We start from the raw sequence: 13,453 nt of genomic DNA, 5'->3' as shown, positions 1-13,453 counted from the left end.
TCCTTAGAGCTCGCCTTTAAAGGCTGAATCGAGAATCGATGCTTTTAACTGTTTCAATTGTTCAATTTTATCAACCAATTCAGCTTTTACTGGAATGGTTAACTGACTAATTTTAGACAGCTCATCTACTATTTTCTTTTGCTGTTCTACTGACGGCACAGGAAACTTAAAATTCTGAAAGTCTTTATATTTTAGGCTTTCAACTGTAACGCCACCTTTTACCAATTCAGACAAAATGAACGACTCATAACCTTTCAACATATGTTGTGTATATTCAGAGCTTATTCTTTCGCTAGGAATGAAAACTTTAATATCTTGGTTTACTGTACATTCAGTTTCATTTATACAGACAGGTAAGGTGTGTCGTAATATTCCACTCCGAGCCACAATTAATATGCTTCTAGGCGGAATAAATTTAGCTGACGAACCCGAGACACCTTCTTTCGTTATTTTTAATTCGGAATCAGTAATCACTGGGGATTTCATGTCCTTGGGCGTAACCCAGAGAATTTCTCCATTCCAAAACTCAGATTTACTTTTTGATGGAGTGCCACCACCAGAAAAAGAGCCTAGTTCTTCTAGCGACAACTTTTCATATGTTTTAGATTCATCGCAAACTAATGAACTCAATGTTGATTTAAACAACGCATCAGCCAGTGTGACGCTTTCCTGCAAATGTTCAATGGCGGTGTCAATACGAGTGAGTACTGCATCGAGCTTTTCAACGATTCGTTTTTGTTCGCCTTGAGGAGCCACTGGTACAATAAACTCTGAAAGCTTTGTGCCGTTGATGTTGGGCTGAGCTGCGCCTGCGGCATTCTGACCAACAACCTCCCAATAAGCAGGTGTTAGGAAGAAATAACTTAAATATTCTGGAATAATCTCCTTTTTGTTTGGAACAATTCTAATCAAGTAAGATGCGAATACAGCATCCTTTGGCGCATTCTTGATTAGAATCGATTTTCCCGCAGTTGCACCACTACGGGCAAAGATCAAGTCATCATCATTCAACGCGTACTTGCTGATTTCTTTTTCTTCTAGCGATACGGTTGGAACCCCCTGCCAGTCGATCTTTCCATCTTGAATATCAGTAATGCGCAAGAACTTTGCGTTACCGTTACTTTCTGCTTTAGCTGTGTGCCCATACTGAATATTATGGCTAAGCTTCTTGACTGAATGCCACTCCCACCCATCCGGTAGTTTATATAAAACCTGCTCCATGTTTATTTCTCCGCCAACAGGTTTTCAATTTCATCCAACAATCCAGATACCAATTTTTCCTTGGTACGAATCTGCTTGAGGATATCGCTGGGTGCTATATGCTCGGCATCTTTTTGCTTAGCAGGGTTTTTGGCTGATAGGTCATAGTCTTCAGCTAGTTTACTAGCTGAAACTGTCCAAGAACGTTCAGTGGTTTCGCGGCTGCTATACAGCTCAACAAACTCTTTTAGGTGGTCATCGGTAATAGGTTTGTTTTTGGTGAGCTTTTGCTCTGGTTCGCATTCGTAGTACCACACCTCGCTGGTGCCGCCGCTGCGCTCAAAAAACAGCACATTAGTTTTAACGCCCGAATATGGTAAAAATACCCCAGCAGGCAGGCTTAAAATGGTATGTAGGTTAAAGTTCTCGAGCAGTTCTTGTTTGACTTGTTTAAACGCACTGTTGGTTTGGAACAGCACACCTTCTGGCACTACGATGGCTGCCTTACCGCCACTTTTAAGAGTTTTCATAAAATGCTGTAAAAACAGTAATTCAGTCGCATTACTCTGGATAGGAAAGTTTTGTTGAATTTGCGACTTTTCTTTGCCGCCAAACGGCGGGTTAGCCAGAATAATGTCGTATCGGTCTTTTTCTTGAATATCACGAATATTCTGGGTTAGGGTATTTCCACGGAATAGGTTGGGCGATTCGATGCCATGCAGAATCATGTTCATCATACCCATCACATAAGCCAACGAGGTCTTTTCAAAGCCCCAATATGCATCTAAACGTTGAAAGTCATATTCTTCGCTTGTTAGTTCTCTTCCTGCTCTTTTCTTGAATTCTTTAGGCTTGTTATATTCAAATGCTTCAACTAAGAATCCACAAGAGCCGGCTGCTGCATCATAAATCTTATCCAGAGGCCTAGGGTTGAGTACCTTTACCATTGCTTTCACTACGGGGCGCGGAGTGTAAAATTCGCCTGCATAGCCCCCTGCATCGCCCATATTTTGCAATAAGCCTTCATAGACTAACGAGAGTTCAAACATTTCAGCTTCAGATTGGAAGTCCAGGGTGTCGACAATATCCAACACTTCGCGCAAGGTATGACCAGAGGCAACTTTGTTATCTAAATATTGGAAAATAGCACCAATTTTATAGGCAAAGGACTTTGGGTCTGCTCCTGAACCTGTGATAGCCGAATTAGCAAAGCCTTTTAGATAAGCAAATAACTCGTTATTAACATACTCAGTAAGGTCATCACCTGTCCGAACTTTGTTGATATCTAGCTGGCCATCGGCGTTTTTGGGGCAGGCCCAATTTGACCAACGGTGTGCTTCATCCAATACAGGTTGATAAGCTTTACCTGACAGTACTGCCTCATCCTCTTTTTCAGACTCGTAATCATCCAAAAACTTCAAGAACAGTACCCATGATGTTTGCTCGGTATAGTGCATTGCACCGCTAATGCCATCGTCACGGCGCAGTATGTCGGTAATTCGGTCAATCTTTTGTTGTAATGACATGGCTTATAGTTTTCCGATAATAAAATTGTACATATTAGTGATGTCTTCGCTGATTTCTTCTGGCGGAATCAAGTCGATATAGGCTTGGAGCTTTTCAATATCGAGCCCTACACCCTCGGTATTGATCAGAGGGTCGATGACACCTTTTACGTTCAAACGGCGAATATCGTCGTTATCACCTGGGTTGTTTGGTTGTAAATAGAATGGCGTTCTTAATAGCTCTGTATTGTTGATCTGCTCTAACACACCTTGGTGCAACAACGCTGTATGTGAAAGTAAATAATTTTTAATTTCACGACGCTTCCAAGTTAGTAAGTAGCTATTTAACTGTTCAGGACAAGGCATCCCTAAATTGTGTTTTTCGTTGTAATCAACGCCAACAACTTTGACGCCGCTGTTTGTGTGAATGTTAGCTTCTGGGAGTTCATCCCGATCACAAACTAAGAAAATATTTGTTGTCTTAGGCGCATGTAGTGGTGTTTTTTTACCGTATTGTTCAGCTTTACATGCCCTGAGAAACTCTTTCATATCTCTTAATTCATTAACCCATTTTATTTTGGATGCACCAAAACTATCGCCAGCTGCATTATAACCTGATGACTTTGCAATAGGGTTTATGGAAGATATAGGGAGCCAGTTCAATCCTTTCTGCTTTACTAATAGCTCAAAAATTTTCCAATCGTTGTAGTAGTCAATCAAGCAAATATTGTTCAACTTAGAAGCTATTTCTAATTCAATAACTTTACTTTTGGATAAGATTTTTAATCGTTCTAATAGCTTTTGAGATTTGTGGTCATTTTTTATCTGGCCATTTTCAACCAAAAACAATGAGTCAAAGTCATTCTCAGCGATTGAGTCCACTAAATGTGTTGTGGTAATAACTTTACCTTTAGTCTTAGTTAATGTGTCCCAAAGCAGCTCAACATTTTTATGGTGCAGGTGTGAGTCAACTTCATCAAACATGAAAAGAGAAGAAGTGCTATCAAAAAGATCAATTAGTGACGCTACGAATAGGAACTGATACTCACCATCACTGAGCAATGAAAATTCGATATTATCAGTGAGGTAAAGCAAAATTTCAGAAGCTGAAAAGAAATATTCGTTGTATGAGCCTTCAATTAGAAATTTAGTGGCATCAACTCTAGAACCATCAAAAACATCAAAAAACTGTTCATAAGTTACTTCTACTTCGGTTGACTTTAAGCCTTTACCTGTTTCTAGCAGTGCATCAAGGTCAGGAAGTGTTTCTATCTTTTCAAGAAAGGCGTCAAGTCGCTGATTAAAAGGTCTTTTTCTTATCGACGGGTGTTCATAGTCTTTAGCTTCAGCGATCTGGTCTTGTTGTACATTCTTTATGTAAGTATCAGGAACAGATATTTTCAGTCTCAATTTAACTGAAACTTGATCCTTGAATGCTTTGTGGTTGTTAACAAAATTAAAAACTAAGCCGTTCCTCTTGAAAGTGTAGGCGAGAAAGGCAAGAAATCGAACGTCTTTCTGAGTAAAGAAAAGGCTAGAAAAATCAATGTCATTTATATCTTTTCTTGATCGTATAGAGGTTAGTCTTCGATCAAAAAAGGAAGAAAAGTTTTCATTTTGTCCTGAAGTAGCACAGATCAGCTGAAGCGCGTCGCTAGGTTCTTCAATCTGCTTTCTAAAAATTGAATGCAAGATACTGGATTTACCGCTACCATTTTCACCAATTAAAGTAGCTACTTTATTGATATGTAAGGTTTGTGGCTGGTCGTGTAGCGGATTGGGCTCTAAAGTTAATTCCATTTTAATTCACATGATAAAGCTGTTGTTGTAATTGTTTAAAGGCTGTTAGCAAGTAGGCAGGTTTACCGCCAAAAGCAGAAGAGGCATCTTTAATTGTACCTAAACCTGATAATTCAATCAGTGCAGGTAAACGCTCTCGTGAAAGCTCGGAACTGCCAGTTTGTTCGTAGCGGTTCAGCACAAAATGTAGGAATTTTTGTGCTTTTTCTTGCTGGTATTGGCTGAAAAACTGACTGTTTTTACGCACGTTATCAGCACGCGCCTTGCGTGTGGCCATTGGCTGCTCAAAAGCTAAGAATGCCAACAAATCGAAAATATCGCACTCTTCAGCTTCGAACATACGCCGTAGAGTGGTAAGTTGCTCTTTGTCGAAGCCGGCTTGCACGAGTTTACTAAGCAAAGTTTCGCGCTCATCTGGGTCAGACCAAATCTTGGTTAGCTCTTCAACCGATTTAAACAGCCCCGGCAGTTGACTTATCAGGCGTTCAACAAACTCTTGAACAGTGAGTGGCTTACCATTTTCATCAATATAACGGGTTTCAACGTCGATTACTTTTAACTCACGATGTTTCCCAAGTTTCACTTTTAGTCGAGGCTTTGGCTCTCCTGGCCCGGGTAGTGGACCTTCTCCAGGTGGTTCTGGAGTATATGGAGGTGGTTTAGGCTCACCAGTTCCACCGGGCTCTGGTGTTTCAGGCTCTCCATCCCAGTCCTTATCGTAAAACTTGTTGGTGGCACCTCGAAAATCGACAATGGTAAAGTAGTCCTTACCATCAAAAACACGGGTCCCTCGACCTACAATTTGTTTGAACTCCACCATTGAGCCTACGGTTCTATCAAGGACTACATTTCGCACGTTACGAGCATCAACACCAGTAGTGAGCATTTGCGAGGAGGTAATAATAGTGGGGATGTCTTTGTCGTTATCCTGAAACTTCTCTAACAGCTCGCGGCCAATTTTGCCTTCATCACTGGTTACTCGAACGCAGTAATGTGGGTCTTTAACTTTTTTATGTTTATTGATCATGTCGCGCATAGTGAGTGCATGATTCTGGTTTTCACAAAAGACGATGGTTTTTTCTAATGGGTTGATATTGTCCAAAATGGCTTTTGCAACGAGCTCTGTGCGCTCATCAACAATGATCTTCTTGTCGTAATCTTCCACCTGATAGACGTCTTGCCCTGACTCACCTTCGACCACTTGATCATCTTTAGTTAGCACCAGCTCATCTAAATTGGTGCGTACCCGTTTAACACGATATGGCGTTAGGAAACCATCGTTTATACCGTCTTTTAATGAGTATTCAAATGCGGGTTTTCCAAAGTAATCATAGGTATCAACGTTGGCTTCTCGTTTCGGTGTTGCTGTTAAACCTACGTGCACTGCACTGCCAAAATGATCGAGTATAGCTCGCCATGAACCCGCTTCATTGGCGCTGCCACGGTGACACTCGTCAATCATTACTAGGTCAAAAAAATCTCTTGGGTAAGCTTTGTAATAACCCTCTATGTTTTCACGTTCAGCAATAGCTTGGTAAATAGCAAAAAATATGTGTGCATTGGTTGGCACGACTCCACCACGCTTGCGTACCTCCTCACCGTTTATTTTGATGTGGTCTTTTTCATAGGGGTTGAAAGTGTTAATCGCTTGGTCGGCCAATATGTTCCTATCTGCTAAAAACAAAATTCTGGGTCTTCGTGTACCCGGAGATTCTCTGTTCCAACGCGACTGGAAAAGCTTGTGAACTATTTGGAAGGCAATAAAGGTTTTACCTGTGCCGGTCGCAAGAGTTAACAGCACTCGTGGCTTACCTTTACCAATGGCATCTGTGGCGGCATGGACCGCTAATTCTTGGTAATAACGCGGCTGCATAGCGCCTTCTAAGTGAAAGGGTACATCACGAAGTTGCTGGCCTAGATCAGAATTAACGCCAACATAGCGTTTCTCAAGCTTTTGCGGAGTTGGATAAAACTCAATGTAATCACCTTTGCCTGTTTCCAAGTCGAACTCATACGTTTGCTTACCGTTGCTTGAATAAACAAAACGAACGAGTAGCTTTTTGGCATAGTCTATGGCTTGTTGAAGGCCTTTGGTTGGGTGCTCCGACTCTTTTTTGGCCTCAACAACCGCAAGGTAACGATTGTCTTTGTGCAGCAGATAATCGACAAAACAACGACGACCACGAACACCGCCAGCAAGCTTGCGGCCATCGGTAAAGTAGTGCTCCCGAATGATATTGTTAGGTTGCCAATGAGCGGCTTTTAACGCTGGGTCAATGTAATTTGCTCTTGTATCTGCCTCTGATGCCATTCCCTTCTCCAATTTCCTTAAATAAGCTGCGTATTAAGACCAGCCGCCTTTAGCCTAGATGTTAAGTTACGCATCTTGCTGAACTCTGTTCCTAAACTTTGTTTAAGCCCTACACCTTCACAGAATTCTTTTGAAGTGATGTGCTTTAGTTCATCAGCGTATTTGATCATTTGCAGGTGTAACTCAGCTGTATACTGATTCCGTGGTGCATCAGCGAGTGCCAATTTAATTTGCTCAAAAATTGATTGTTCAGACATGATCAGGACTTCGTTTTTATCATTTAGCTAAATTAGCTAATTTAGCAATGATATGCAAACTATCTTCAGAGGATCTCAATAGCGGTTATTTTATGATCGCGAATAGCTTAGTTTTTAGCAGCTCAACAACATATATGTTGTTATTTCATCATGAATTGAAATTTTTTTGACCTTCTAACATACTGAGTTTTTAATGAAAACAATAATTATGTTTTGTAATTCAAGTGGTTAACGACTTTTTTCAGATCCATTTAGATCCTTGTTTTGCTATAATTTGATCACGTAAAAACTGCTAAAGATTCATGGATTGAGTCTGGTTTTACAGTTTCCGTTTAAATTTGGAGGTAAAGCGGATGACGAACTATGTTCAAAATACAAGGAAGTATGATAAGTGGTTTAAAGAAGGTCGAGGGCAAGGCCGTAATGAAGATTACAAGCCATGGTTGCATGTGCGTGAAGTACCATCGCACGGCTTATCTGTTCGTATGCCCAGCTTAAAGGCAGGGCGTGTTCTACAACTCTTTTCACTCAATGAGTTTTTCCCAGCGCTCTTAGCTGAGCATCATCCCAACGTGGTTGATATACGCGAGCAATTTCCGTTAGACCCTGAAAAAACTCGTGCAATTGCCAATCAGAAAAACTTTGCACATCCTCTGTCGCAAGACGGTGATATGGTGATGACCAGTGACTTACTCATTGATTATGCTGGATGGCATGTTCCTCGTATCGTTATTCAGGCAAAACCGCTTGAGGAAGCTGAGCAAGATGAAGCCACTAGGCGAAAACTAATAATCGAGAAAGCGTATTGGGATTCGAAAAACGTCCCATTTTATGTTTTCCATGACCAAATGTTTCCTAGGGATGTGAGAAAGAACCTGAATTGGATGCTGAATCCACTCTGGCGGACTACTCCTCATGAAAGACTCATATATCTCGCGAATTACTATGCAGAAGCGTTTAAGCGCTACCCAAATGATTTATTGGGACATATAGCAACTCGCTTGAACAGCCAACTAGCTGAAAACGATCCTCACTATAGTGCACCAGCCACATGTTTCACGGAAATTCGAGAGCTCATTGCTAAACAGTATCTGCGCTTTGATTTGCGTAAAAAGATTGCTTACTTACGTGGCCATGACATTTTTCTGGATCATCGCATTCTTGAGCTTAAGGAGGCGGCATGATTTTACGCAAAAATGCAGTGTATGAAGTTGAAGGCGCTCGTCAGCGGGTTGTATCCGTTCTTTCTGTTCGTCTAGTGTTGTTTAATATTGATGAGCCTGAAAAGTCGTTGCCTTACTTGTATTGTAAGGACACCTTCGTTGATTTGTTGAATGAAGAGATTATCACCCAAGTCGATGATCCGTTTGCTCAACTCGCATTAAAACCTGTTGAACCTAAAAGTGAAGCCGAAATAAAACGGGATGGGAGATTTAAGGTTATTCGAGCACTCGTTCAGCACGACAGTTTTTACGACCCTGTTGTAAGGGGGAAATTAGTTGCAGAAGCTAAGGAGGAGTTTGGTCGAGGTGAAAAGTTTATCTACAAGTGGTTTCGACGTTATTTTGAGCGAGGCTGTGTTAAGAATGCCTTATTAGGCGATTATGAGGCAACCGGTGTTGCTGAGCGCAGATACAAAGTCAAGACTGGGCGCCCTAGTGGCGGAATTCGACATTCTAAAGCGATCATCCAAGATGAGGTAGAGGAAGTCGTTAAGTCTGTTATCAAGGCTCATTATCTAGACAATTCGAAGACAATACCTCAGGTATACGATCATGTACGGACCATACTGTTTGACCCACCTCATTGTTTACCTGGCAGCCGTATCCCCAGTGAGGCGCAGTTTCGTAATTACATTAGAAAGCATTATTCTGATACGAATTCACAGCTCAGCCGACTTCCTAAAAAAGTCCAGAATAATGACGCGCAGCCAATCACATCAACAGCCATAGCAAATGTGAATGGGCCAGGCTCTCGATATGAATTTGATGCGACCATCGTTGATATTTATTTGACATCTGATTATGACCCTTCGCGAGTTTTGGGTCGTCCTACACTGTACTTGGTTGTGTGCACTTATTCTCGCATGATTGCTGGCTATTACATTGGCTTTGAAGAGCCGAGTTATCATGCTGCTATGCAGGCGCTGATATCGGCGATGAGTGATAGTAAAATTAAGCGAGCCCATGATTTAGGTTTAGACTGGGTAACAGCTGACATCTGGCCAACGGTTGGGCTCTGTGAGGCAATAGCTGCCGATCGCGGTGAATTGATGGCAGATCAATTGGAATACATACAGGTGCAGCATGGAATGTCGCTTGAAACACCAGGCCCTTACAAAGCTGTTTTCAGATCGATTGGCGAGCGGCGTTTTGGAATTATACAGGGAGGCTTTAAAGGCCAAGTTGATGGCGTTGTAATTGGTAGCAACGTTAAAAAACGAGGTGACTCTGATTACGTCGAAAATGCCAACATGAGTTTGGCTGCCTTTGAGCGTATTCTAATCGCCCTTATTGTTCATCATAATCAATTTGAAGATTTAAAGCGCACAGATTTACCTGCGACATATCCCGATGAGGTTCCACTTAAACCTTTACCTATTTGGCGCTGGGGTCAAGAAAACTGTACTGGATATATGCAGCAAATTGATGAAGTTGAGCTGAAGGTGGCTTTGTTACCTAAAGAAGAAGCAACTCTATCCAATTATGGATTGAAGGCTTGTGGCCTTGTGTATCGTTGTAAAGCATTTGAAAAACTAGGTTGGTTCCATCGTAAGGGTATAGGTGCCAGCAAGCGCCCCAATAAGCTCACTGTAGCTTACGACCCACGCTGTATGGATCGAATCTACATAGCTATTTCTGAGTATAACGATAAGCCCTTGGTCGCTGAATTATCAGAACAGTCTGAATCGTGGAGAGGACAGTCATTGCGTGAGATTGAACTTCGTAAGGCTGTTCGCGCTAAAACAGATGAAGATACTAAGGACGCAGAAGATCGATCGCTTAGCAATCTTCAACGCCTGTTTGATGAAACGAATAAAACGCAACGAGATGCCAAGAAAAACTCAACCCCTATAGGTATGTCAAAAACCGAGCGTAAACGCGGTATTGAAAACAATCGAACTGAGGCATTGCGTGCTGAGCGGGCTAAGAATCCATTAATAACGTCACCAGACGAACAAGGAGGTACTTACACCGAACCATGCACACTTTCAGAGTCAACGGATGACTTTGAAGACCCTGATATTTTGGAACAACTTCAGCAAAGGAGCTGCTATGAATGAAATCTTTCACAATACTGAGCAAGGTAACTTGTTTGGTAATCCGCCTGTAAAATTACCAAGCGCGTTAATTGACATTGAAACTAACCCACTTATCCAAAAGTTACCAAAACTTACTGGGGCAGCAATCTTGGACTCATTGCAGTCGCGTATCCATCACGTGCCTAATGCTGAGTCTTTGGCAGATATGGACTTGCAAGATCGAGAGCAATTCATTCGCTTAGTTTTGACCGACTTTTATCACCCATCAGCGCAGTTTGTCGACCTGACACGCCGTCTTTTAAGCATGATTGCTAGAGGTTATTCGACTAAGTCCATTAAATACTACTCGGGTCATGAAAGTAGCCATAGACACTCAATTCCAAACTTATTGGTACTTTCACATCCCCAGAATGGTGTTACATGTACGTTAGAAAGGGCTCTATACGCAATTCCGCAAAGGGTTGAACACCTAGAGCACCAGAGCACTCAGGTATGTTATATAAGACTTGATGCGACGTCCTGCACGTCGCCCCAGAGTTTTTACCAAGCATTAATTCGACAATTTGCGACGGTACTTCAAAGCCAGCAATTAGAGCGGTCTCTGCTTTTGCTGGGAGACCGAAAACTAAAAGACCATGTCAGAGCCCTTATGAAAGTCAACCTCTTGGGGATGTTGGTCATTGATGGGATTAACTGTATAGATAAGCGTCAGTTTATTAACAAGGTGATGCCGGCAGTTACTGAGCTCTTAAATGAATGCAAGGTACCATTGGTTCTGGCCGGCAGAGCATCTGCACTTGAGCACCTTCTCTTTAACAATGACCAACTTGGTAACAGTGCTAATTTCGATGTGTACTCGTGGAATCCGTTAAAACTAGAGTGGAATGAACAGCGCCAATTGAAGGCCACGTCACTTGAGAATTGGCATAACTTTGCAAGAGATCTTTGGAAGAAACAGCTTCTTAGCGACAAAGAATCATTTACCGAAGAGAAGAGTCTTAAGTTACTTGAGCTTAGTGGAGGACTGATGGGGCTTGCCTCACGCATATTCTCCGAAACACTAGTGACTGCAATGTATGCAAAAAGGGATGAAACGACACTGAAAATGTTTGATGCGGTTGCAGATAAATTGGTGAAGCATCTAAAACCTATGACAACGGCAATCCACAGTAACGACATAGAGTTGATGGCTAAGTATGACGATTTAATGATGCCAGGGTTGGAAGAGTTGCTAATTGAATTTCGTAAGACGAAAGCAAGGAAGCGCAACTTATCTTATTTCAGTGCGCCGAGAGCGGAGCATAAAGCGTTACTGTTTAACATGTTAACACAAAGCTCTATTGGTAAGAATTTAGCTCGCAAAGCAGTGTTAGCAATTTTCCTTGAGCATCCAGATATGGTGATTTCGGATATGGTAACCGCTGCTAAAGAATGGCTCTTTAGTATAGACAGCAAACCAGCCAAAAATACCGGACGCAATGCAAATCGACGTAAGGAGTTAACGCAGGAGGAAAACGAGGAACTAGACGAATTGCTTCATTCCACATGGTGTATGGATATGATGCGCGAACAGCAGTTCTTAGAGTAAATTGTGGTGGCAGAGGGTCAATATGTTAAACATTCCTTATCCTCTGCCTGACGAATTAGTCTGTAGCGTTATAGCTCGTGCACAACGCCGTTTAGGTATTCACAGTCCTAAATTTGCAAATGGATATTTGCTGAGAAATCGTAATTTTATTGTTACTCCTGACCTACCTTCCCAGCTAGGACTGTTCTCGAATCAATTAGAATACCAGCCTATAACCCCAACTGATTTGGCATATCGGCATACCTTGCTACCACTTTATGCACCATTTATCGAAGAAGAAAGGCGGCAAAAGTGCCTAATGTGGATGGAACGAAAATGTGATGGTAATGTTCATTTCACTGTTGGATGCGCCGCATCCAGATTAAATAAACCCGAGTTCCTGCGCTATTGCCCTTTTTGTGCAAAGGAGCAAATTGATGAGCATGGAGAAGCATACTGGCTCCGTATTCATCAAATACCGAGCATTCATGTCTGTATTAAACATCAAAGCCCGTTATGTAGTGTTAATAAGCGAGTTCAAAAGATACACAGGCACGCGTTTCAAACGCTAAAAATTCAAAAAGAATTGAGTATTAGCAAGGCGAATTGTGTTCACATTGAAGAGCAAACACGGATAGAGAGGCATGTTTCAGAGCTTCTTATCTTAGCACCAGCGACGAGTCCATCATTTAATCAATGGACTAATTTTTATCAGAGTGTTTTACATGAAAAAGGCTATGGCAAAGGACAATACGTTTGCTTTGATAAAGTTATGGAACAAGTGGTATCACGGTGGCCTATAAATTGGCTTAAAAAGGAGTGTCTCTGGCCGTTAAACAAACAATCGAGCTGGCTGCATTCAATCATTCGTAAACACAGAAAATCATTTTCATTTCTTGAGCATATGGTACTGCTAGATGCCGTTTATGAAGGGACTTGGTCGATGGACTCAATTTTGAAGCAAGTGCCTTCAACTGAAGAGATATCAAATAGTACACATATCTACATGAGTCCTTTGGATGATTCAGTCGTTCATATTAACAAATCTAAATGGTTAAACCTGGTCAAACGCTATGGTACCAAATTGGCCAGAAGTAACGGTGGCGGTGCTATCTACACTTGGTTATACCGTTACCATAACAAGTGGTTACTTAAGACTAATAGCCATTATCAACGGCCAATTCAGTATGAAAATAACCGAGTCGACTGGCGTGCAAGGGATTGGCATGTCGTTCGTGCAATGTATCGGATTCTGTATGATTCAGAGGCTGACTTAGATAGTCCTAGACGTTCAGCCTTGTGGTTCATTCATCAATTAGAACACTCGGCCACAGTCGAGAAAAAGTTAGCCAAATTACCATTAACTGCCACATTTCTGGAGCGATATGCCGAAGACACTACGGAATACCAAATTCGTCGGCTTACTCGAACACTATCGAGATATAGCCCAAACAAGCCCCCTGCTTGGCGACTTCTTCGTGAGTCAGGTTTAAGCGATGAGCGGATTACTGCGCAAGCTAGAGAATTTATTGAATGTATTTTGTAGTGAGG

General features: G+C 41.8%; 9 protein-coding genes. 4 read left to right on the top strand and 5 right to left on the bottom strand.

Going from position 1 to position 13,453, the window contains the following annotated elements; genetic code table 11:
* Window positions 1-3: 3 nt before the first annotated feature.
* From ACMCM8_RS15650 to ACMCM8_RS15630, 5 genes are read right to left on the bottom strand one after another with little or no spacing between them, the layout of a single operon-like run.
* On the bottom strand, window positions 4-1,221 hold the full coding sequence (locus tag ACMCM8_RS15650; protein ID WP_412723516.1) for a restriction endonuclease subunit S: 1,218 nt from the start codon (window positions 1,219-1,221) through the stop codon (window positions 4-6).
* A gap of 2 nt (window positions 1,222-1,223) precedes the next feature.
* A complete protein-coding gene (locus tag ACMCM8_RS15645) occupies window positions 1,224-2,726 on the bottom strand; it encodes an N-6 DNA methylase (RefSeq protein ID WP_412723515.1) in 1,503 nt (500 codons plus the stop codon).
* 3 nt (window positions 2,727-2,729) lie between these two features.
* Window positions 2,730-4,505 carry an AAA family ATPase gene (locus ACMCM8_RS15640; RefSeq protein ID WP_412723514.1) on the bottom strand — a complete coding sequence of 592 codons (1,776 nt, stop codon included), beginning with the start codon at window positions 4,503-4,505 and terminating at the stop codon, window positions 2,730-2,732.
* Window position 4,506: 1 nt separating this feature from the next.
* Window positions 4,507-6,816: an EcoAI/FtnUII family type I restriction enzme subunit R gene (hsdR, locus tag ACMCM8_RS15635; protein ID WP_412723513.1), complete on the bottom strand. Its 2,310-nt coding sequence runs from the start codon at window positions 6,814-6,816 to the stop codon at window positions 4,507-4,509.
* A gap of 17 nt (window positions 6,817-6,833) precedes the next feature.
* Window positions 6,834-7,073: an HTH-like domain-containing protein gene (locus ACMCM8_RS15630; RefSeq protein ID WP_412723512.1), complete on the bottom strand. Its 240-nt coding sequence runs from the start codon at window positions 7,071-7,073 to the stop codon at window positions 6,834-6,836.
* Between the two features lie 353 nt (window positions 7,074-7,426).
* Between ACMCM8_RS15630 and ACMCM8_RS15625 the strand changes: the two genes are divergently transcribed.
* The 4 genes from ACMCM8_RS15625 to ACMCM8_RS15610 are packed head-to-tail and all read left to right on the top strand — an operon-like array spanning window position 7,427 to window position 13,448.
* Window positions 7,427-8,257, top strand: a complete 831-nt coding sequence (locus ACMCM8_RS15625) for a TnsA endonuclease N-terminal domain-containing protein (RefSeq protein WP_412723511.1) — start codon at window positions 7,427-7,429, stop codon at window positions 8,255-8,257.
* Window positions 8,254-10,356: a Mu transposase C-terminal domain-containing protein gene (locus ACMCM8_RS15620; protein ID WP_412723510.1), complete on the top strand. Its 2,103-nt coding sequence runs from the start codon at window positions 8,254-8,256 to the stop codon at window positions 10,354-10,356. Before ACMCM8_RS15625 ends, ACMCM8_RS15620 begins: the two co-directional genes overlap by 4 nt.
* Window positions 10,349-11,923, top strand: coding sequence for a TniB family NTP-binding protein (locus ACMCM8_RS15615; protein ID WP_412723509.1), 1,575 nt, complete (start codon window positions 10,349-10,351; stop codon window positions 11,921-11,923). The genes ACMCM8_RS15620 and ACMCM8_RS15615 overlap by 8 nt, the downstream gene beginning before the upstream one ends.
* A gap of 22 nt (window positions 11,924-11,945) precedes the next feature.
* Window positions 11,946-13,448, top strand: coding sequence for a TnsD family Tn7-like transposition protein (locus ACMCM8_RS15610; RefSeq protein WP_412723508.1), 1,503 nt, complete (start codon window positions 11,946-11,948; stop codon window positions 13,446-13,448).
* The last annotated feature ends 5 nt before the right edge of the window (window positions 13,449-13,453 follow it).

Source organism: Alteromonas sp. D210916BOD_24 (genome assembly GCF_047159385.1).
Taxonomy (GTDB): domain Bacteria; phylum Pseudomonadota; class Gammaproteobacteria; order Enterobacterales; family Alteromonadaceae; genus Alteromonas.
This window is presented reverse-complemented; position numbering and strand designations above follow the sequence as displayed.

Bases quoted from the DNA above. Each gene is read 5' to 3' on its own strand.
- ACMCM8_RS15650 (WP_412723516.1), bottom strand. From the start codon at position 1,221: ATGGAGCAGGTTTTATATAAACTACCGGATGGGTGGGAGTGGCATTCA.
- ACMCM8_RS15645 (WP_412723515.1), bottom strand. From the start codon at position 2,726: ATGTCATTACAACAAAAGATTGACCGAATTACCGACATACTGCGCCGT.
- ACMCM8_RS15640 (WP_412723514.1), bottom strand. From the start codon at position 4,505: ATGGAATTAACTTTAGAGCCCAATCCGCTACACGACCAGCCACAAACC.
- hsdR (WP_412723513.1), bottom strand. From the start codon at position 6,816: ATGGCATCAGAGGCAGATACAAGAGCAAATTACATTGACCCAGCGTTA.
- ACMCM8_RS15630 (WP_412723512.1), bottom strand. From the start codon at position 7,073: ATGTCTGAACAATCAATTTTTGAGCAAATTAAATTGGCACTCGCTGAT.
- ACMCM8_RS15625 (WP_412723511.1), top strand. From the start codon at position 7,427: ATGACGAACTATGTTCAAAATACAAGGAAGTATGATAAGTGGTTTAAA.
- ACMCM8_RS15620 (WP_412723510.1), top strand. From the start codon at position 8,254: ATGATTTTACGCAAAAATGCAGTGTATGAAGTTGAAGGCGCTCGTCAG.
- ACMCM8_RS15615 (WP_412723509.1), top strand. From the start codon at position 10,349: ATGAATGAAATCTTTCACAATACTGAGCAAGGTAACTTGTTTGGTAAT.
- ACMCM8_RS15610 (WP_412723508.1), top strand. From the start codon at position 11,946: ATGTTAAACATTCCTTATCCTCTGCCTGACGAATTAGTCTGTAGCGTT.